Origin of the sequence: Salipiger bermudensis, from assembly GCF_017309175.1 — a bacterium.
Taxonomy (GTDB): domain Bacteria; phylum Pseudomonadota; class Alphaproteobacteria; order Rhodobacterales; family Rhodobacteraceae; genus Salipiger; species Salipiger bermudensis.
On the sequence record NZ_JAEKJV010000011.1, the window covers coordinates 27,478 to 48,462 of the forward strand.

Genomic DNA, 20,985 nt, shown 5'->3' on the forward strand with positions numbered 1-20,985 from the left:
CCTTGGATCAGCCGATGTCCTTGTAGCTGATTTCCTTCTGGTCGGTGCCGGTCTTGCTGCGGCGCACGTGAAGGCGGTTGAGCGCGTTCACATAGGCCTTGGCCGAGGCATAGACCGTGTCGGTATCGGCGGACTGGCCGGTGGCGATCTTGCCGTCTTCCTCGAGCCGGACCGACACGGTGGCCTGCGCGTCGGTGCCCTCGGTCACCGCGTGCACCTGGTAGAGCTGCAGCCGGGCCTTGTTGGGGTAGAGCGCGCGCACCGCCTTGAAGGTGGCGTCGACCGGGCCGTCGCCGTGCTCGGTGGCCGACATCTCTTCGCCGCCGACTTCCATTTCGAGGGTGGCTTCCGCAGGGCCGCCAGTGCCACAGGTCACCTTGAGCGACACGATCTCGAGGTGATCGGCGCCATCGGTCATCGCGGCGGTCACGAGCGCGAGGATGTCCTCGTCGTAGACCTCCTTCTTGCGGTCGGCGAGATCCTTGAACCGCACGAAGATGTCCTTGAGCTGGTTGTCACCGACCTCGGTGCCGAGCTCCTTGAGCTTGGCGCGGAGCGCGGCGCGGCCCGAGTGCTTGCCGAGCGGCAGCGAGGTGCCGGCGAGGCCCACGTCCTCGGGGCGCATGATCTCGAAGGTCTCGGCGTTCTTGAGCATGCCGTCCTGGTGGATGCCGCTCTCATGCGCGAAGGCGTTCTTGCCGACGATGGCCTTGTTGAACTGAACCGGGAAGCCCGACACCGTCGAGACCCGGCGCGAGATCTGCATGATCTTGCGGGTGTCGATCTCGGTGTCGAAGGGCATGATGTCGCCGCGGGTGCGCAGCGCCATGACCACCTCTTCGAGCGCGGTGTTGCCGGCGCGCTCGCCAAGGCCGTTGATGGTGCACTCGATCTGCCGCGCGCCCGCTTCGACCGCGGCGAGCGAGTTCGCCGTCGCCATGCCGAGATCGTTGTGACAGTGGGTCGAGAAGATCACCTCGTCGGCGCCGGGCACGGTCTCGATCAGGCGGCGGATGAGGTCCGCCGATTCGCGCGGTGCGGTGTAGCCCACGGTGTCGGGGATGTTGATCGTGGTGGCGCCGGCCTTGATGGCGATCTCGATCACCCGGCAGAGATAATCGAACTCGGTGCGGGTGGCGTCCATCGGCGACCATTGCACGTTGTCGCAGAGGTTGCGGGCGTGGGTCACGGTCTCGAAGATGCGCTCGGCCATCTCGTCCTGGGTGAGGTCGGGAATGGCGCGGTGCAGCGGCGAGGTGCCGATGAAGGTGTGGATGCGCGGGCGCGGCGCGCGCTTCACGGCTTCCCAGCAGCGGTCGATATCCGGGAGCTGGGCGCGGGCGAGGCCGCAGATCACCGACTCCTTGCTGCGCTCGGCGATCTCGGCGACGGCCTTGAAGTCGCCCTCCGAGGCGATCGGGAAGCCCGCCTCGATGATGTCGACGCCCATGTCTTCGAGAAGCTCGGCGATCTCGAGCTTTTCGTCATGGGTCATGGTGGCGCCGGGCGATTGTTCGCCGTCGCGGAGCGTCGTGTCGAAAATGTACACGCGGTCTTTGGTCTGGTCGGTCATGTCACTGAATCTCTTGTTGGTCTTCGTCCTGGTGTCTCGCCGGCGCGAAACGATGCCTCCTCTGAGCGGTCGCGCCGGGTGACTGCGCGCTCAGAGGCGGATTAGGAGAAGACGCAGGCCAAGCGCAAGCGTCGCGCCGAGGGCACGGGAGATTGCAGCGATATGGCCGGTGGTCATCATGTGGCGGACTATACGCGCAATCGAACGAATGAAAACCCGCAAAATGCCGCGATTGTTGCTGCCACAGGTGGCAGCGGGGCAGGGACCCGAGACAAGGCTTGAGCGTGGCGTCACGCCCGCCATATTGGAGGTCAGGGCCGACCATCCGGGAGAGATCATGTGATCCGACGTATCATCCACGCCGCCTGCCTCGCACTGCTCACGCCGCTCGCCGCGCTTGCACAGGAGCAGCGCGACGCCGCCAAGGTCTATGTCTTCGGCAACAGTCTCGTGCATCATCTGAACGAGCAAGGAACTGCCAACGTGCCCTACTGGATGGGGGTGCTGGCCCGCGCCGATGGCCGGGCGCTCGCACTGGATGGCCAGTGGGGGTTCCTGCGCGATTTCGCCTCCAGCCTGCCGCCGCGGCCGAACTGGTCTGTTCCCGACGTGAGCGGCCACTGGGATGCCGGGCGCGGCACGTTCGGGGATGCCGGGTTCGATGCGGTCTGGATCACCCCGACGAACTTCATCCAGTACCAGGCGCCCGACGCGCCCTATGACTACGACAACGCCGCGAACGAGAGCCCGATGGGCGCGATCCTGAAGGTCGTCGACTGGGTGGACAACCGGGTGCCGGGCATCCCGATCTATCTTTACGAGGGCTGGGCCGAGATGGCCGCGCTCTCGCGCAGCTTTCCGCCCTCGGCCCGCGCCCTTCGGCGCTATCACGCGATGAACCAGGGCGATTACCATGACTGGTACGAGACCCTGCGCGACGATCTGCGCTCAGAGCGGCCCGAGGCCGATATCCGGCTGATCCCGGTGGCGCCGATCCTCTCGGTGCTGCTGGGCAAGGACGGCCCGCTCGAGGACGTGCCCGCCGAGGCGCTCTATGTCGATCTCGATCCGCACGGCACGCCGAGCCTGTATTTCCTCGCCGCGATGATCACCTATGCCGCGACCTTTCAGGCGCCGCCGCCCGCCGACTTCACGCCGCCCGAGACGCTGCATCCCGAGATCGTCGCCAACTACCCCGAGCTTGCCGCGCTGGTATGGGACGAGATCTCGGCCTCCGGCGTGCTCGAAAGCGCCGGGCTGACACCGGAGGCGCCTGCCACGCGCACCGCTGAAGCTGCCCCCGAGTCCGAGCCCGAGGCCGCGCCCGCGGCGTCCGCCGAGCCGATGCCGGTGCGCGGGCAGGTGGCGCTGCCCGATCCGGGCGGGCGTCCGGAGGGCGCGCCAGCGCTTGCGATGGGGCTGAACGGCATCGCCGACTGGTCGACCCAGGCGCCCTTTCTCGATCACATGAAGACCGCGCGGCAGTGGGTCGGTCACCTGCCCGGACAATGGGGCGGCGTGGATGCCGACGCGCTGCGCGCCGAAGGCGCCCTCGACGAGGCCGGCTGGCCGGTCAGCATCCCCGAGCGGGTTGAGCGTCTGGAGGCGCTGCTGCTCACCGATATCTCGTCGGATGCCGAGTACCTGATCGGCACCTACCGCGTGTTCTGGGAGGGCAAGGGCAAGCTCGATATCACCGGCCGCGCCAGCCGGGTGCGGCTCGGCGAGGGCGAGGGCCAGTTCTGGTACGCCCCCGGCGAGGGCGCGGTGGGGGTCTCGATCACCGCCACCGATCCCGACGACCCGATCCGCAACATCCGCATCGTGCGCGAGGACCAGCTCGCGCTGTTCGAGGCGGGCGCGCTGTTCAACCCGCTCTGGATCGAGCGCATCCGCGACCTGCGCAGCCTGCGCTTCATGGACTGGATGCACACCAACGGCTCGCCGGTACAGAGCTGGGACGACCGCCCCCGCATGAGCGATTTCAGCTGGACCTCCCGGGGTGTCCCGGCCGAGGTGATGCTGCGGCTCGCCAACCGCGTCGGTGCTGATCCGTGGTTCAATATCCCGCACATGGCCGATGACGATTACGTGCGCCAGTTCGCCGAACTGGTGAAGGCGCGGCTCGATCCGGATCTCAAGGTCTATGTGGAATACTCCAACGAGGTCTGGAACCACATCTTCGAGCAGGCGCGCTGGGCCGATGCGCAGGCAGATGCGCTCTGGGGCCGCTCCGAGGCCGGCTGGATGCAGTATTACGGGCTGCGCTCGGCGCAGGTCATGCAGATCTGGACCGACATCTATGGCGACGAGGCCGAGGACCGGCTGGTGCGGGTGATCTCGACCCATACCGGCTGGCCGGGGCTCGAGGAGAGCGTGCTGATGGCGCCGCTGGCTTATCTGCAGCTCGGCCATCCGCCGCAGGACCTGTTCGACGCCTATGCCGTGGCGGGGTATTTCGGCTACGAGATGGGCGGCGAGGAGATGGCGCCGCAGGTCGACGACTGGCTGGCGCGCTCCGAGGCGGCGGCGGTGGCCGCGGGCGAGGCCGAGGGGCTGCGCCGCGTGGCGCTGCGCGAATATGTCCGCGAGCATCGCTTCGACGCGGCGGTGGCGCCGGTGGCGCAGGCGCTGCTCGACGGCTCGCTCAAGGAACTGATCGAAGAGATCTTTCCCTACCATGCCAGCGCAGCCGAGGCAGCCGGGCTCGAGTTGGTGATGTACGAGGGGGGCACCCATGTCTCGGCCCAGATGGTTCGGGTCCAGGACGAGGAGCTGGCCGAGTTCTTCAAGTATTTCAACTATACCCCCGAGATGGCCAAGCTCTACGAAGAGCTTCTGACCGGCTGGGTGGCGAGCGGCGGCACGCTGTTCAACGCCTTCGTCGATGTCGCCCCGGCATCGCAATGGGGCAGCTGGGGCGCGCTGCGGCATCTGGCTGACGACAACCCGCGCTGGAACATGCTGATGAGCTACAACGCCACCGCGCCTGCCGATTGGGAGCCGCGCGCACCGGGCAGCTTCGACGACGGGCTGCTGCTTGAGGGCGATGCCGGGAGCGAGACGCTCGAAGGCAGCGCGAAGCCCGACATCCTGCTCGGCGGAGACGGCGACGACACCCTGATCGGGCAGGGCGGCGACGACATCCTGCACGGTGGCGAGGGGCGCGACGTGGCGGTGCTGCCCGGCGCGCAGGCGGACTATGCTTTCACGCGTGAGGAGGGTCGGCTCGTGGCGGATGGGCCGCAGGGTATCGTGCGGATGGTGCAGGTCGAGGCGCTGAGCTTTTCCGACGCACCGGGGGTCGAGCTGCCGACCGCCGGTCTCTGAGTTCCCGCTTCGGGAGGGCGCCCTCTACGGCTCCTGCCGCGTCGCGAGGATCTCCGAGACCAGCGTCTCTGCACCGAGGCTGGCGCGGAAATGCGTCTCCACATGCGCCCGGCCGGCGGCGCTGAAATGTAGCGCGCTGTCGGGGTTCTGGGCCAGCTCGCGGATCGCGCGGGCCAGCGCGGTGGGCTCTTTCGGCGGCACCAGCTTGCCGGTGCTGCCATCGTCGATCAGCTCGCGCACGCCGCCCGCATCGGTGCCGATCACCGGCACGCCGCAGGCCATCGCCTCCATGTAGGCCACGCCCAGCGGCTCGTGCCACGAGGCCAGCACGAAGGCATGCGCCTCGAGCAGCTTTGCCTTCACCGCGCCGGCGTCGATCGCACCCAGCAGCTTGACGTGATCCTGCAGCCGCAGCTTGCGCAGATGCGCCTCGAGATCCTTGCGGAAGCCTTCGCCGCCGGCATCGTCCTCGCCGGCGATCTCGAGCCGGACGTCGACGCCCTGATCGAGCAGCTGGCGCATGGCCGACATCAGGTCCTGATGCCCCTTCACCACGTTGAGCCGGCCGCAGGAGAACAGCCGGATCGGGCGGCCTTTCTCGGGCGGTTGGTAGGGCGTCTCGCGTTTCAGCACCTCGGTATCCACCCCCATCGGGCGCACCGTCAGGCGCTCGGGGAGATCCTCGGGCATCGCCGCCTGCATCTCGTGCAGCAGCTTGTGGGTGATGATGGTGGCAAACCCCGCATGGCGCCACTTGAAGCGCTGGCCGGGGCCGTAATCCGACAGCGGGCCATGCAGGGTCAGCGAATAGCTCGGCCCGCCGAGCTGCTGCGCCAGTGCCGCGATCAGCGCCGCGCGACCACAGGAATGCACGTGGACATGATCAAGCCCGGCCGTTGTCGCGTGGGCCTTCAGCGCCTGCGCCGCCGACAGCGTCACCGCCACGTCGCGGGCAAAGCCGGGTCCCTCCCTCAGGGTCGCGCGCATCAGGCCGCGCGGCAGCAGCCCGCTCAGGGCACGCAGCGCGTTCAGCGGTTTGATCTGGCCGAGATAGGTGGTGCGGGCGATGGCGTCTTCCGACCAGTCATGCGCGATCAGGCCCGACGGCGGCATGCGCGTCGAGAGCAGGTCCACCTTGTGGCCCATCGCTTCCAGCGCCTGAACTTCGCGCCAGAAGAAGATATGAGTCTGGCCCGGAAACTGGGGTACCAGGTATCCGATCCGCAATCTCTGCGACACGCATCCCCCGCTGTCAGCTCGTCCACGCCAATGTGACCGGGAACGGCAGCGGTTTCCATAATGCCCTGCCGATTTCGCAAGAAGCCTCACCACCGTGTTCGCGGCGCATCAGGCGGGCTTGTATCAATCTGATTATATTTTGAGAGGGCTTCTTTCTTTAACCACAATTTGGTGGCATGTGGACGCTGTGAGGCGCGTTTGGCGCATGTGAGTGTCTGTTTGGTATCGATATGACGGGATCTTCCGAGACTCCCGGGACGCCAGCCGTTTCGGTCATCTTACCGGCAAGCAATGAAGCAGCGCTGATCGGCGGCTGCCTTGAGGCCTTGTGCGCCTCGCATTGGCCGGACGAGGCGCCCGTCGAGGTCATCGTCATCGCCAATGGGTGCCGCGACGACACCGCAGAGCGCGCCCGTGCCAAGACGCCTGCCTTCGCGCAGCGCGGCTGGACGCTGCAGGTGCTCGAGCGGCAGGAGGGCGGCAAACTTGCCGCGCTCGATGCCGGGGATGCCGCCGCGCGCGGTGCGACGCGAGTCTATCTCGATGCCGACGTGATCGTGGCGCCGGAGCTGCTGAGCCAGCTGCACGAGGTGCTCTCGTGCCCCGAGCCGCGCTACGCCAGCGGCACCGTCAACATCACTGCCCGCAGCGCCGTGTCGCGCGCCTATGCGCGGATCTGGCGACAGGTGCCGTTCATGGCGCAATGCGTGCCGGGCTGCGGCGTTTTCGCGGTCAATGCCACGGGGCGCGGGCGCTGGGGATGCTTCCCCGACATCATCTCGGACGACACCTTCGTGCGGCTGAACTTCACCCCCGACGAACGCGTCGGCGTGCCGGCACGCTACGACTGGCCGATCGCCGAGGGCTTCGACCGGCTGGTCCGGGTGCGCCGGCGTCAGGATGCCGGCGTGGCCGAGATCGAGTCGCGCTATCCCGCCCTTGTCGCCAATGACGACAAGCCGGCCTTTTCAGCCTCGGACAAGCTGGCGATGGCACTGCGCGATCCGCTGGGCTTCGCGGTCTATACCGGGGTCGCGTTGAGCGTGCGCCTGCGCCCGGCCTCCGGCGACTGGAGTCGCGGCCGATGACGGGCGCGCTGCTCTCCCGCTTCCGCGGCGCGTCGCTGACCGCCCGGGTGATCCGCTCCTCGGCGCTGACCGTCGGCGGCTTCGCCTTCAGCCAGGGCCTGCGGCTGGCCTCGAACCTGATCCTGACGCGGCTGCTCTTCCCCGAGGCCTTCGGCCTGATGGCGCTGGTCTCGGTGTTCATGATGGGGCTGCAGCAATTCTCCGATGTCGGGGTCAGCCCGGCGATCCTGCAGAGCAAACGCGGCGACGAGCGCGATTTCCTCGACACCGCCTGGACCATTCAGGTGCTGCGCGGCGCCGGGCTCTTCCTCGTGGGCTGTGGCCTCGCCTGGCCGGCGGCGTATTTCTACGACGAGCCGCAGTTGCTCACGATCCTGCCGGTGGCGAGCTTTGCCCTGCTGATCGCTGGCTTCAAGCCGACCCGCATGGACAGCGCCAACCGGCACCTGAGTCTCGGCCTCGTGACGGTGCTCGACTTCGTCACCCAGACCACGGGCGTGCTTGCCGCGATCCTGCTGGCCTGGCGCACTGGGTCGGTCTGGTCGCTGGTCTTCAGCGGCCTGATCGCGGTGATCGTGGAGGTCGTCATCAACTGGATCTTCCTGCCGGGGGCTGGAAACCGCTTCCGCTGGGAGAAGCCCGCGGCGCGCGAGCTGATCAATTTCGGCAAGTGGATCTTCCTGTCGACGGTCTGCGGCTTCTTCTTCCACCAGAGCGACAAGATCCTGATGGGCAAGTATCTCAGCCTCGAGCTGCTGGGGATCTACAATATCGGCTACTTCCTCGCCGCCTTCCCGATGCTGCTGGGCGGCATGGTGACACGGCGCATCCTGATCCCGATCTACCGCGAGAACCCGCCCACCGAGAGCCGCGAGAATTTCGTGCGCCTGCGCAAGATGCGGTTCGTGGTCACCGCCGCGCTGATCCTGATGGTCGGCGTCTTCGCGGCACTGGGGCACTGGCTGGTCGATCTGCTCTATGACGAGCGCTATCTCGCCGCCGGCGCGGTGACGGTGATCGTGGCCTGCGTGCAGATGCCCCAGATCATCGTGCAGACCTACGATCAGGCGGCGCTGGCAGCCGGTGACAGCCGCACCTTCTTTGTCCTCGCGCTGGCGCGGGCGGTGCTGATGGTGGGCTGTATCCTCGCGGGGCTCGAGCTTGCCGGGCTCATGGGGGCGCTGCTGGGCATCGGGGCTGCCTATGTGCTGGCCTACCCGGTGGTGGTCTGGCTGGCGCGGCGCATGGGGGCATGGGATCCGCTGCACGACGCGCTCTTCACGCTGGTGGCGCTTCTGCTGGCGGCGCTGGCGGTGGCGATCAACTGGGAGGCAATCGTGGCGCTGGCGCGACTCGGTTGATAGAATCGTTCCTGATGAAGTCGACGCGACGGCGCCTAAGCCGATCATTGTCTCCAAATTCGCGACAATGGCAGCCAATTTCGCGAGAAACAGGGGTTATCGTTGCGAGTGACAACGGGCTGCCCCATTTTCTTCTAACTCTTCGTTTACGACGGCGGCACGTCGCGGGTTACGAGGTACTGGTTCATGAGCACAGCATTGCCGCTGCCAGGCAGCGAGAATGACATTGCCATCGTCGGCATGGCGGCACACCTGCCCGGGGCCGACAGCATCCTCGCCTACTGGGACAACCTGCGCGCCGGACGCTCGTCGATCCGCCGCCTGACCGAGGACGAGCTGCGCGCCGCCGGAGAGGATCCGGGCCTGATGCGGCACAAGGATTATGTTCCCTTCGCCGCGCCGCTCGATGATTTCGAGATGTTCGACGCCGAGTTCTTCGGGTTCTCCCCGAAGGAAGCGGCGATCATGGACCCGCAGCACCGCCAGTTTCTCGAGACCGCCTGGGAGGCGCTCGAGAATGCCGGCCACGTGCCCGACAGCTTCGACGGACAGGTCGGCGTCTTCGCCGGCTGCGGCATGGGCTCGTATTTCTATTTCAACGTCTGCTCGAACCCGGACCTCGTCGAGAATACCGGCATGTTCCTGTTGCGCCATACTGGCAACGACAAGGATTTCATGACCACCCGTCTGAGCCACGTGCTCGACCTGCACGGGCCGTCGATCAACCTCCAGACCGCGTGCTCCACCTCGCTCGTCGCCACGCATTACGCCGCGCAGGCGCTGCTCAACGGCGAATGCGACATTGCGCTGGCCGGAGGGGTGACCATCGAGCTGCCGCAGAACCGCGGCTATCTCTACAAGGAGAACGAGATCCTCTCGCCCGACGGCGCCTGCCACGCCTTCGACCACCGCGCGCAGGGCACGGTCTTCGGCTCGGGCGCGGGCGTGGTGGTGCTGCGCCGGCTGTCCGACGCCATCGCCGACGGCGACCACATCTGGGCCGTGATCAAGGGCAGCGCGGTCAACAATGACGGCGCGCAGAAGGCCGGCTACCTTGCACCTTCCGTCGACGGACAGGCGCAGGCGGTGGCCGAGGCGCAGGCCATGGCGGGCATCACCTCGGACACGGTGGATTACGTCGAGTGCCACGGCACCGGCACCTATCTGGGCGACCCCATCGAAGTGGCCGCCATGACGCAGGCCTTCCGCGAAAGCTCGGACGCGGTGGGGCATTGCCGCATCGGCTCGGTGAAGACCAATATCGGCCATCTCGACACCGCCGCCGGGGTGGCGAGCCTGATCAAGGCCTCGCTGGCGCTGCACGAGGGCGAGATGCCGCCCTCGCTGGGCTTCGAGGCCCCGAACCCGGCGATCGATTTCGACAGCTCGCCCTTCGTGGTCAACGATACGCTGACGCCGTGGCCGCAGACCGGCCATCCGCGCCGCGCCGGGGTCAACTCGCTGGGCGTGGGCGGCACCAACGCCCACGCGGTGCTCGAGGAAGCGCCCGCCCGGGCCGCATCCGACGAAAGCGACTGGCCGTTCCAGATCCTGACGCTGTCGGCCCGCTCCAAGGCGGCGCTCGACGAGGGCGCAAAGCGCCTCGCGGCGCATCTGCGCGCCCACCCCGAGCAGCCGCTCGCCGACGTCGCATGGACGCTGCAGCAGGGCCGCCGCGCCTTCGACAAGCGCCGCATCGTGGTGGCCGAGAGCCACGAGGAGGCCGCGCGCCTGCTCGAGGAGGAGGCGCCGCGCCGGGTGCATTCTCACAGCGCCCTCGACCGGCCCGAGACCGTGTTCATGTTCCCCGGCGGCGGGGCGCAATATTCCGGCATGGCCCGCGATCTCTACGAGACCGAGCCGGTCTTCGCCGAATGGATGGATCGCGGCCTCGACGCGCTGGCCGAGATCACCGACGCCGACATCCGGTCGCTGTGGCTGCCCGCCGAGGCCGACCGGCAGCGCGCCGACGAGGCGCTGACCAAGCCGTCGCTGCAACTGCCGCTGATCATGATCACCGAGTACGCGCTGGCGCAGCTCTGGATGAGCTGGGGCATCCAGCCGGTGGCGCTGGCCGGCCACTCGATGGGCGAGAACACCGCCGCCTGCCTTGCCGGCGTGATGAGCTTCGAGGATTGCATCGGCCTTGTGCACCTGCGCGGGCGGCTGTTCGACACCGTGCCGGCGGGCGGGATGCTGTCGGTCAACCTCTCCGCCGAGGCGCTGCAGCCGATGCTGGGCGAGGGCCTCGACCTCGGCGCGGTCAACGCCCCGGAACTGACCGTCGCCTCCGGCCCGCAGGCGGCGCTCGACGCGCTCGAGGCGCGGCTGCGCGCCGAGGACATAGACTGCCAGCGCATTCCCATCGACATCGCCGCGCACAGCCACATGCTCGAGCCGATCCTTGCGGATTTCGGCGCCTACCTGCGCTCCATCGACCTCTTCGCGCCGCAGATCCCGCTGACCTCGAACCGCAGCGGCGCGCTGATGACCGACGAACAGGCGACCTCGCCCGACTACTGGGTCGAGCATCTGCGCGGCACCGTGCATTTCGCCGATTGCATCGGCACGCTGGCCCGGCCCGAGCGCATCTATCTCGAGGTGGGGCCGGGCAAGGCGCTCTCGGCGCTGGCCCGCCAGCACCCCGAGGTGCAGGGGCAGGCGGTGCTGTCGTCGCTGCGCCACCGCGACGATGCCATCGCCGACGACAAGCACATGTTCGAGGTGCTGGGCCGGTTCTGGGCGCTGGGTGCCGCGTTCGACTGGGCGCAGGTCTGGGGCGCGGCGCGGCGCAACCGCGTGGTGCTGCCCTCCTACGCCTTCCAGCGCGCGCCCTATTTCATCGCGCCGGGAAAGGCGCAGTCCGACACCGCGCCGCAGTTCCTGATGCGCAACGACGATGTCGCGAGCTGGGGCTGGAAGCCGGTCTGGCGACCCCGCGCGGCGGCTGTCGAGGTCGATGTCGAAGCCGGGCTTGCGGATGCCGAGCCGCAGAGCTGGCTGGTCTTCATGGATGAGGCCGGGCTCGCCGCCCGCGCGGTGGCAAAGCTCCGCGCCGCCGGTCACACGGTGATCGAGATCCGCCCCGGCGACAGCTTCACCCGCGTCTCGGACACCGCCTACCTCCTGCCGCCCGAGCGGGGCCGCGAGGGATATGACCTGCTGTTGCAGGACCTCGCCCTGCGCGGCCACGTGCCGACCCGGATTGCGCATTTCTGGCTCGTCACCGAGGGTGAGAGCCATCGTCCGGGCTCGAGCTTCTTTCACCGCCTTCAGGAGCAGGGCTTCTACGCGCTGCTCTTCCTTGCGCAGGCGCTCGCCGAGGAAAACCTCCCCCGCCCGCTGCACCTGACCGTGGTCACGAGCGGTGCCGCCCGGGTGCGCGACGAGGCGCTGCCCTATCCCGCCAAGAGCACCATCGCCGGCCCCGCCCGGGTGATCCCGCGCGAGCTTCCGGGCGTGACGGTCTCGACCCTCGACCTCGCCCTGCCGCCGCAGCCCGAGGCCGGGCTCTTCGCGCAACGCAAGGCCGTAGCGCGGCACGAGCAGGCGCTTGAGGCGCTGGGCCTGCAAGTCCTCGAAGAGCTGCTCGCCGAGCCCGCCAATGCCATTGCCGCCCTGCGTGGTGCCAAGCGCTTTGAATGCGCCATGAAACCGGTCGATCTGCCCGAGCCCACCCCCGTTGCCCGCGACGGCGGCACTTACCTGCTCACTGGCGGCTTCGGCGGCATCGGCCTGACGCTGGCACAGGACTTCGCCACGCGCGGCGCCAACCTCGTGCTCATCGCGCGCCGGGCGCTGCCCGAGCGCGACGCATGGCCCGACTACCTTGCCCGCCACGCGCCGCAGGACGGGCTGGCGCGGCGCATCCGGGCCGTGCAGGCGCTGGAAGAGGCCGGGGCGCAGGTGATGATCGCCGCCGCCGATGTCTGCAACCCGGGCCAGATGCGGCAGGTCCGCGACGAGGCCGAGGCCCGCTTCGGCCCGATCACCGGCGTGGTCCACGGCGCTGGCGTTATCGACGACGCGCCGCTGCTCGCCAAGTCGCCCGCCAGCGTCGAGGACGTGTTCACGCCCAAGATCCACGGCACGCAGGTGCTGGGCGAGGTGTTCCCCGATGGCAGCATCGAATGGATGGTGCTGTTCTCATCCTCCTCCACCGTGACCGCGCCGGCGGGTCAGGTCGACTATGTCGCCGCCAACGTCTATCTCAACGCCTTCGCGCAGGCCCGTGCGGGCGGTCGCACCAAGGTCCTCGCGATCAACTGGGGCATCTGGAGCGAGGTCGGCATGGCCGCAGAGGCCGTCGCCGCGCGCCGTGGCGAGGTGCCGCCCGCGCCGGTCGAGCCGGCGGGCGTTGCGATGCTCGACGACAAGAGCTTCGACGCGCAGGGCAACCGCCTGTTCACCGCGCGCTATTCCGCCGACGACTGGTTCATCGACGAGCACCGGACCCGCGCCGGGGACGCGCTGCTGCCGGGCACCGGCTATCTCGCGCTTGCCGCCGAGGCGCTGCGGGCGCAGCACGAAACCGGCGCGTTCGAGATCCGCGACCTGACCTTCCTGCGCCCGCTGCGGGTGGCCGAGGGCGGCGCGCGCGATCTGCGCCTGCGGCTTTCGCGCCGTGACGAAGGCTACGGGTTCGAGGTGCTGGCGGATGCCACGCTGGCTGGCAAGCGCGGTCACGCGCTGACCGCGCAAGGAACGCTGGCGCTCCTGCCGATGCGCCGCCCCGAGCCGCTCGACCTTGCGGCGATCCGCGCCCGCTGTGGCAAGCCGGTGGTGGCCGCCGACGGTGGCAAGCTCGCCACCGCGCAGGAGGTGCAGCTCGCCTTCGGCCCACGCTGGCGCGTGCTCGACCGCCGCGCGCTGGGCTGCGGCGAAGGCATCGCCGAGCTGTCGCTGGCCGAGGCCGCGCAGGCCGATGGCTGCCTGCTGCATCCGGCGCTGATGGACATCGCCACCGGCTGGGCGATGGAGCTGATCGAAGGTTATCAGCCGACCCATCTCTGGGTGCCGGTGAGCTATGCCCGGGTGCGCGTGCATGCGCCGCTGACCGACCGCATCGTCAGCTGGGTCCGCAACGCCGCCGAGAACCGCGCCGATGCCGAGACCGCGAGCTTCGACATCACGCTTTCGGCCCCGGACGGCACCGTGCTGGTCGAGATCTCGGGCTTCACCATCCACAAGCTCGCCCAGCCCGATATCCTGCACGCCGCGCCGCGGCTTACCGCCGCCGAGCTCGAGATCGAGGGCGCGCAGGGCACGGCGCAGCCGCTCTCGCCCGCGGAGGAGCGGCTGGCCCACAACCTCAGCCAGGGCATCCTGCCCGACGAGGGCGTGAGCGCCTTCGCCCGCGCGCTGGTGCTGGGGCTGCCGCAGGTGGTGATCTCGTCGATGGATCTCGACCAGCTTACCCGCCAGACCGCCGCGTCCACCGCCGAGGCCGGCGAGGTGCAGAAATTCGACCGGCCGCAGCTCGACGGCGATTACGTCGCGCCCGAGACCGATATGGAGCGCACGCTGGCGGGCTTCTGGGAGGAGCTGCTCGGGGTACAGAATGTCGGCGTCGAGGACAGCTTCTTCGACCTCGGAGGGCACAGCCTCATCGCGGTGCGGCTGTTCTCGATGGTCAAGAAGACCTACCGCGTCGAGTTCCCGATCTCGGTGCTGTTCGAGGCGCCGACGATCCGCAAATGCGCCGCCATGATCGCCGAGGAGGCGGGGATCACCGCCTGCGAGGACGGCGCCGAGCCTGCGCCGAAAGCGCCCGAGCGACGTTTCACCCATCTCGTGCCGATGCATGACGGCGAGGGCGGGCCGCGCACGCCGTTCTTCCTCGTGGCCGGCATGTTCGGCAACGTGCTGAACCTGCGCCACCTCGCCAATCTTCTGGGCGCCGACCGGCCGTTCTATGGCCTGCAGGCGCGTGGGCTCTATGGTGGCGAGGATCCGCATGGCAGCATCAAGGAGATGGCCCGCGACTACATCGCCGAGATGCGGCAGGTGCAGCCCGAGGGGCCGTACATGGTCGGCGGCTTCTCCGGCGGCGGCATCACCGCCTTCGAGATCGCCCGCCAGCTCGAGGCTGCGGGCGAGGAGGTGTCGCTCTGCGTCCTGCTCGACACGCCGCTGCCCACCCGACGCCCGCTCGAGCCGAAGGACCGGATGCTGATCCAGATGCAGGAGCTGAAGGCCAAGGGGCTGTTCTACCCGCTGATCTGGGCGCGCAACCGCATCCGCTGGGAGATCGCCAAGCGGCAGGCCAAGGAAGACACCGCCGAGCAGCACAGCTTCCACAACGCCGAGATCGAGGCCGCCTTCCTCGAAGCCGTGGCTCGCTATGAGGTCACGCCCTGGCAGGGCCGGCTGGTGCTCTACCGCCCGCCGCTGGTGGGCAAGTGGCAGGTCTCGCAGGGGCGCATGGTGAACTCCGAGCGCGCCTACGTGATGCCGGACAACGACTGGAGCCAGTACGTGCCGCATGTGGAGGTGCACGAGGTGCCGGGTGATCACGACAGCATGGTGCTCGAGCCCAATGTGCGGGTGCTGGCGGCGCTGATGCGCGAGGCCATCACGAGCGCCGAGGCGGAGCTGCGCGGCGGCTCGGAGGTGGTCGACTTCCCCGGCCGCTCCGGCCACCGGGCGGCGGAGTAGGCGCATGGGTCCGAAGCTGCTGATCGTCTCGCTGAATTACCGGACGCCGGAGATGACCCTGCGCTCGGTGCAGGCGGCGCTGCGGGAGATGGCGGGGCTCAACGCCGAGCTGGTGATCGTCGACAATGACAGCGGTGACGCCTCGTTCGAGACGATGCAGGCGGCGCTTGGCTCGGAGGATTGGGCGCAGGGCGCCCCGATCCGGCTGATCCAGTCGGGCCATAATGGCGGCTTCGGCGCCGGAAACAACGTGGGCATTCGGGCCGGCTGGTCCGACGGCAGCGCGCCGGATTACGTCTATGCGCTGAACTCCGATGCCTTCCCGGATCCGGGCAGCCTGCGGGCGCTGCTCGACCATCTCGAGACACATCCAGAGGCTGGATTTGCCGGCAGCTATATCCACGGCGAGGCGGGTGATCCGCACATCACCGCCTTCCGCTTTCCGTCGATCGCCTCGGAGCTCGAAGGCGCGGCGCGGTTCGGCCCGATCTCGCGCCTGCTGCATCTGCGGCGCGTGCCGCTCGAGATGCCGGCGCAGACCCAGCGGGTCGACTGGCTGGCCGGGGCCTCGCTTATGATGCGGCAGAGCGTCCTGGACGAGATCGGCCTCTTCGACGAGACCTTCTTCCTCTATTTCGAGGAAACCGACCTCTGCCTGCGCGCCGCGCGGGCGGGATACGAGACCCACTATGTCCGCGACAGCGAGGTGACCCATATCGGGTCGGTCTCGACGGGGATGAGGACATGGGCGCGGGTGCCGGGCTTCTGGCTCGACAGCCGCTGGCACTATTTCACCAAGAACCACGGGCGCGCCTATGCGGCCGTGGCAACGCTCGCGCATCTGGCGGGCGGTCTGCTCTGGCGGCTGCGGCGGGTGCTGCAGCGCAAGGCTCAGGCCGACCCGGACCACTTCCTGCGCGATCTCGTGTTTCATGACCTCAGGGCGATGACCCGGCCTTTGCCGGTCACACGTGAAACCAAACCCGGCCCGGCGCCGGGGGCGGTGCTTGGGGCGCAGTCGGAGTAGGCAGTATGGCGCAGTTTTCCAGCGTGGTGATCGGCAACGAATCCCTCCTCGTTCAATGCAGCGAGAAGCTTCTGGCAGCGGGGCATCCGATCCGGGCGGTCGTGACCCGCAATCCGGATATCGCCGACTGGGCGACGGGCCGGGGGCTGACGGTCGTCGCGCCCGGCAAGGGGCTGGCCGAGCGGCTCGGCGGTCTGGAGTTCGACTGGTTGCTCTCCATCGCCAATCTCGACATCATCCCCACGGCGGTGCTGGCCCTGCCCGGCAAAGGTGCGATCAACTTCCACGATGGCCCGCTGCCGCGCCATGCCGGGCTCAACGCGCCGGTCTGGGCGCTCATCGAGGGCGAGAGCCGTCACGGCGTGACCTGGCACATGATCGAGGGCGGCGTCGACGAGGGCGACATCCTCGTGTCGCGCGGCTTCGACATCGCGCCCACCGATACCGCGCTGACGCTGAACACCAAGGCCTACGAGGCCGCCATCGACAGCTTCGGCGACCTGATGGAGCAGCTCGAGCACGGGCTGCGCCGCTTTCCGCAGGACCTGTCTCTGCGCAGCTACCATGCGCTGGCCGACCGCCCCTCTGCGCACGGGGTGCTCGACTTTACCCGCCCCGCGACCGAACTGGCGCGGCTGGTGCGGGCGCTCGATCACGGCGGCTATGCCAATCCGCTTTCGGCCCCGAAGTTTCGAGCGCATGGCGCGTTCTGGCTCGTCGGAGAGGCCCGCGCGGTCGAGGGCAGCGGCGCGCCCGGCGCCGTGCTCGAGGCGACCGACGATCACCTGACGGTGGCCTGCGGCAGCGGCGCGCTGCGGATGGCGCATTTCAGCCATCCCTGCGGCGCGCTGGCACTGGTGGCGCAGGTCGGCAAGCCGGGCGAGGCGCTCGACCTCGTGCCCGGCGACGAACGCGCCGCCATCGCCGAGGCAGTGGCGCAGGTCGCGCCGCATGAGGGCTATTGGCGCAACCGTCTGGCCGAGCTGTCTCCGGCGGAGCTTCAGGGGCTCGGCAAGACGGGCGGCGAGGTGGTCTCGCGACCTCTGGTATTGGGCAACGCGGTGCCGGCGCAGGTCATCGCCAGCGCCTTCGCGGCGCGGCTCGATGGGCACGAGCTCTGCGATCTCGCCTATGCCGACGACGCGCTCGCCGCGCTGGCCTCGACCGGGGTCATCGCGCCGTGGGCACCGCTGCGGGTGAAGGCTTCGGACAGTGTGGATGCGCTGGCGCAGCGCCTTGAAGAGGAACTTGCCGAGGTTCGGAAGCGCAAGGGCTTTGCCACCGACCTGCCGGCCCGCGAGCCGCAGCTCTCCGGTGCGCCGCAGGTGCCGCATATTGGTCTGACCCTTGGCGCGGGCCATATCGAGGGCACCGCGATCACCATCGAGCTGACCGCCGGGGGCGCGACGCTGCATACCGATACCGGGCGTCTGCCGCAGGCCCAGGCCGAGCTTCTTGCCGCGCGGTTCGAACTGATGGCGCGCGAGGCGCAGGGCCAGTCCGACCTTGCCAGCCTGCCGGTGCTGCCCGAGGCCGAGCGCGACATGGTGCTGAACCTGTGGAACGCTACCGAAGAGGCGCATGATCGCAGCCTGACCATGCAGGCGGCGTTCGAGGCGCAGGTCGCCAAGACCCCTGACGCGGTGGCGCTGGTCTTCGAGGATCAGAGCCTGACCTATGCCCAGCTCAACGCCCGCGCCAACCAGGTGGCGCATGTGCTGCGCGGCATGGGCGTGGGCGCCGGGGCTGTGGTCGGGCTCTACACCCGCCGGTCGGTCGACCTGATGGTCGGCGCGCTTGGCATTCTGAAGGCGGGGGGCGCCTATCTGCCGCTCGATCCCTCCTACCCGGCGGACCGTCTGCGGCACTACATCGCCGACAGCGGCGCGCCGGTGATCGTGACGCAATCGGCGCTGAAGGGCGATCTGCCTGAGCACAGCGCTGACCTGCTGGTGATCGACGCCGATCCGCGCCTGCCGCAGGCGCCGACGCAAAACCCCGCCCCGGCCAGCGGGCCGGAGGATCTCGCCTACCTGATCTACACCAGCGGCTCGACCGGCACGCCGAAGGGCGTGATGATCGAGCACCGCAACGTGCTGAATTTCTACCTCGGCATGGATGCCAACGTGCCGCACGAGCCGGCGGGCACCTGGCTCGCTGTGACCTCGCTCAGCTTCGACATCTCGGTGCTCGAGCTGTTCTACACCACCGCGCGCGGCTTCAAGGTGGTGCTGACGTCCGACGAGGACCGGGGGCTGATCTCGAACGGGCCGATGCCGCTGTCGGACCGCTCCATGCAGTTCTCGATCTATTACTGGGGCAACGATGACGGCGCAGGCCGCGACAAGTACAGGCTACTGCTCGAGGGCGCCAAGTTCGCCGATCAGAACGGGTTCTGCGCGGTCTGGACCCCGGAGCGGCACTTCCACGCCTTCGGCGGGCCCTATCCCAACCCCTCGGTGACCGGCGCCGCCGTCGCCGCGGTGACGCAGAACATCGCCGTGCGCGCGGGCTCGGTGGTGGCACCGTTGCACCATCCGGCGCGCATCGCCGAGGAATGGGCGGTGATCGACAACCTCACCAACGGGCGCGCCGGGCTGGCCATCGCCTCGGGCTGGCAGCCGGACGATTTCGTGCTGCGTCCCGAAAACACCCCGCCCGAGAACAAGCCCGCCATGCTCGAGAACATCGAGCAGGTGCGCCGCCTCTGGCGCGGTGAACCCGTCGCCTTCCCGCGCAAGGACGGCTCGCTGCACGAGGTCGTGACGCAGCCGCGCCCGGTCTCGGCCGAGCTGCCGGTCTGGGTCACCACCGCCGGCAACCCCGAGACCTGGAAAGAGGCGGGGCGGCTGGGCTGCAACGTGCTCACCCATCTGCTTGGCCAGTCGATCGACGAGGTGGCCGACAAGATCCGGCTCTATCACGGCGCGCTGCGCGAGGCGGGGCATGACCCGAAGGACTTCACCGTCACGCTGATGCTGCACAGCTTCGTCGCCGCCACCCGAGAGGAGGCGCGCGAGGTCGCTCGCGAGCCGATGAAGGCGTACCTGCGCTCGGCCGCCGGGCTCATCAAGCAGTATGCCTGGGCCTTCCCGGCCTTCAAACGGCCTCAGGGGCTCAACAACCCGTTCGAGCTGGATCTCGAGATACTCACCCCCGAGGAACTCGACGCGATCCTCGATTTTGCCTTCGAGCGCTACTTCAACGACAGCGGTCTCTTTGGCACCGTCGAGGATGCGCTGGCGCGCACCGAGGAGTTGAAGCGCATCGGCGTGGGCGAGATTGCCTGCCTGATCGATTACGGCATCGAGCGCGAGCGCGTGCTCGAGGGGCTGCGGCCGCTGGCGCAGGTGGTGCAGGGGGCCAACGTGGCGCCCGAGCTCGATGCGGGCGATTTCTCCATCGCGGCGCAGATCCTGCGCCACGAGGTGACGCATCTGCAATGCACGCCCTCGATGGCGCGGATGATCGCGATGAACGACGAGGCGCGCTACGCGCTTTCGAAGGTGCAGCACCTGTTCCTCGGCGGCGAGCCGCTGCCCGGCGCGCTGGTGCAGGAGTTCGGCAAGATCACCGAGGCCAGCGTCACCAACATGTACGGCCCGACCGAGACCACGATCTGGTCCTCGACCGAGGCGGCCGGGCTCGTCGACGGGGTGGTCAATATCGGTATGCCCCTGGCCAACCAGCAGCTCTACGTGCTCGATGACGACATGCGCCCGGTGGGCGTGGGGCAGCCGGGCGAGCTTTGGATCGGCGGCGAGGGCGTGACGCGCGGCTATTGGGGCCGCGAGGATCTGACCGCCGAGCGCTTCCTTCCGAACCCGTTCCACGGCGGACGGATGTACCGCACCGGCGATCTGGTGCGCCGCCGCATGGATGGGCGCATCGACTTCATCGGGCGCGTCGATCATCAGGTGAAGATCCGCGGCTTCCGCATCGAGCTTGGCGAGATCGAGGCGGTGATGGAGGCGCAGCCGGGGGTGACTCAGGCTGTGGTTGTCGCGCGTGAGGATCAGCCGGGCGACATTCGTCTGGTGGGCTATTACAGCGCCGAGACGCCGCTCGACGAGGCGGCGATGAAGGCGGCGATGGGCGGGGATCTTCCGGGCTTCATGGTGCCCTCGCACCTGATGCGGCTCGAGAGTTTCCCGCTGACGCCCAACAAGAAGGTCGACCGCAAGGCGCTGCCCAAGCCGATGACCAGGGCGCTTGCCCCGAAAGCCGCAGCCAGCCCCGCCCCGGAAGCGCCCCCCGCCGCGGCGCCGCTCGTGGCGCGCGGGGCAGGGCAGGGCAGTGCGCAGGTCGAGGCGCGCATCGCCGAGATCTGGTCGACGGTGCTGGGCGTGGCCGAGATTTCGGGGCGCGACAGTTTCTTCGACCTTGGAGGCCATTCGCTTCTGGCGGTCCAGGCGCATCGCGCGATCCGCGACGAGCTTGGGGCGAAGGGGCTGTCGATCACCGACATCTTCCGCTTCCCTGTGCTTGCCGATCTGACCGCGCGGGTCGCGGGGCTTGTTGATCCCGGGGCCGCACCGACCGTCGCCCCGAAGCGCGCTCCCGCGCCGCAGCCGCAGCCGGAACTCGCCGCCGCCCCGGCCGCCCCTGCGCCCGAAGCGCCGGCCCCCGTCGCCAATGACCGGGCGAAGGCGCGGTCCGACGCCATGGCGCGCCGTCGGGCGATGCGGGCGCGGCGCAGCGCCTGAGGCC

8 protein-coding genes are annotated in these 20,985 nt (G+C 68.8%); 6 read left to right on the forward strand and 2 right to left on the reverse strand.

Annotated elements, in window-relative coordinates; all coding sequences use genetic code 11:
- Window positions 1-7 precede the first annotated feature (7 nt).
- Window positions 8-1,573 carry a 2-isopropylmalate synthase gene (locus JF542_RS15345; protein ID WP_207076470.1) on the reverse strand — a complete coding sequence of 522 codons (1,566 nt, stop codon included), beginning with the start codon at window positions 1,571-1,573 and terminating at the stop codon, window positions 8-10.
- Window positions 1,574-1,912: 339 nt separating this feature from the next.
- Between JF542_RS15345 and JF542_RS15350 the strand changes: the two genes are divergently transcribed.
- On the forward strand, window positions 1,913-4,903 hold the full coding sequence (locus tag JF542_RS15350) for a calcium-binding protein (RefSeq protein WP_207076471.1): 2,991 nt from the start codon (window positions 1,913-1,915) through the stop codon (window positions 4,901-4,903).
- A 24-nt stretch (window positions 4,904-4,927) separates the two neighbouring features.
- Here the strand turns inward: JF542_RS15350 and epsE are convergent, their stop codons facing one another.
- A complete protein-coding gene (gene epsE, locus JF542_RS15355; protein WP_207076472.1) occupies window positions 4,928-6,130 on the reverse strand; it encodes an exopolysaccharide biosynthesis GT4 family glycosyltransferase EpsE in 1,203 nt (400 codons plus the stop codon).
- A 242-nt stretch (window positions 6,131-6,372) separates the two neighbouring features.
- Between epsE and JF542_RS15360 the strand changes: the two genes are divergently transcribed.
- The 5 genes from JF542_RS15360 to JF542_RS15380 all read left to right on the forward strand — a co-directional run bounded on the left by JF542_RS15360 (window position 6,373) and on the right by JF542_RS15380 (window position 20,981).
- On the forward strand, window positions 6,373-7,230 hold the full coding sequence (locus JF542_RS15360; RefSeq protein WP_207076473.1) for a glycosyltransferase family 2 protein: 858 nt from the start codon (window positions 6,373-6,375) through the stop codon (window positions 7,228-7,230).
- The gene (locus JF542_RS15365) at window positions 7,227-8,591 is read left to right on the forward strand and encodes an oligosaccharide flippase family protein (RefSeq protein ID WP_207076474.1); all 1,365 of its coding nucleotides are present in this window, start codon (window positions 7,227-7,229) and stop codon (window positions 8,589-8,591) included. The genes JF542_RS15360 and JF542_RS15365 overlap by 4 nt, the downstream gene beginning before the upstream one ends.
- Window positions 8,592-8,777: 186 nt before the next feature.
- A complete protein-coding gene (locus JF542_RS15370; protein ID WP_207076475.1) occupies window positions 8,778-15,248 on the forward strand; it encodes a type I polyketide synthase in 6,471 nt (2,156 codons plus the stop codon).
- A gap of 4 nt (window positions 15,249-15,252) precedes the next feature.
- Window positions 15,253-16,275: a glycosyltransferase family 2 protein gene (locus JF542_RS15375; RefSeq protein WP_207076476.1), complete on the forward strand. Its 1,023-nt coding sequence runs from the start codon at window positions 15,253-15,255 to the stop codon at window positions 16,273-16,275.
- A 5-nt stretch (window positions 16,276-16,280) separates the two neighbouring features.
- On the forward strand, window positions 16,281-20,981 hold the full coding sequence (locus JF542_RS15380; RefSeq protein ID WP_207076477.1) for a MupA/Atu3671 family FMN-dependent luciferase-like monooxygenase: 4,701 nt from the start codon (window positions 16,281-16,283) through the stop codon (window positions 20,979-20,981).
- Window positions 20,982-20,985 lie beyond the last annotated feature (4 nt).

Excerpts from the sequence above, each read along its gene's own strand:
- JF542_RS15345 (WP_207076470.1), bottom strand. The coding sequence starts at position 1,573 with ATGACCGACCAGACCAAAGACCGCGTGTACATTTTCGACACGACGCTC.
- JF542_RS15360 (WP_207076473.1), top strand. The coding sequence starts at position 6,373 with ATGACGGGATCTTCCGAGACTCCCGGGACGCCAGCCGTTTCGGTCATC.
- JF542_RS15365 (WP_207076474.1), top strand. The coding sequence starts at position 7,227 with ATGACGGGCGCGCTGCTCTCCCGCTTCCGCGGCGCGTCGCTGACCGCC.
- JF542_RS15370 (WP_207076475.1), top strand. The coding sequence starts at position 8,778 with ATGAGCACAGCATTGCCGCTGCCAGGCAGCGAGAATGACATTGCCATC.
- JF542_RS15375 (WP_207076476.1), top strand. The coding sequence starts at position 15,253 with ATGGGTCCGAAGCTGCTGATCGTCTCGCTGAATTACCGGACGCCGGAG.
- JF542_RS15380 (WP_207076477.1), top strand. The coding sequence starts at position 16,281 with ATGGCGCAGTTTTCCAGCGTGGTGATCGGCAACGAATCCCTCCTCGTT.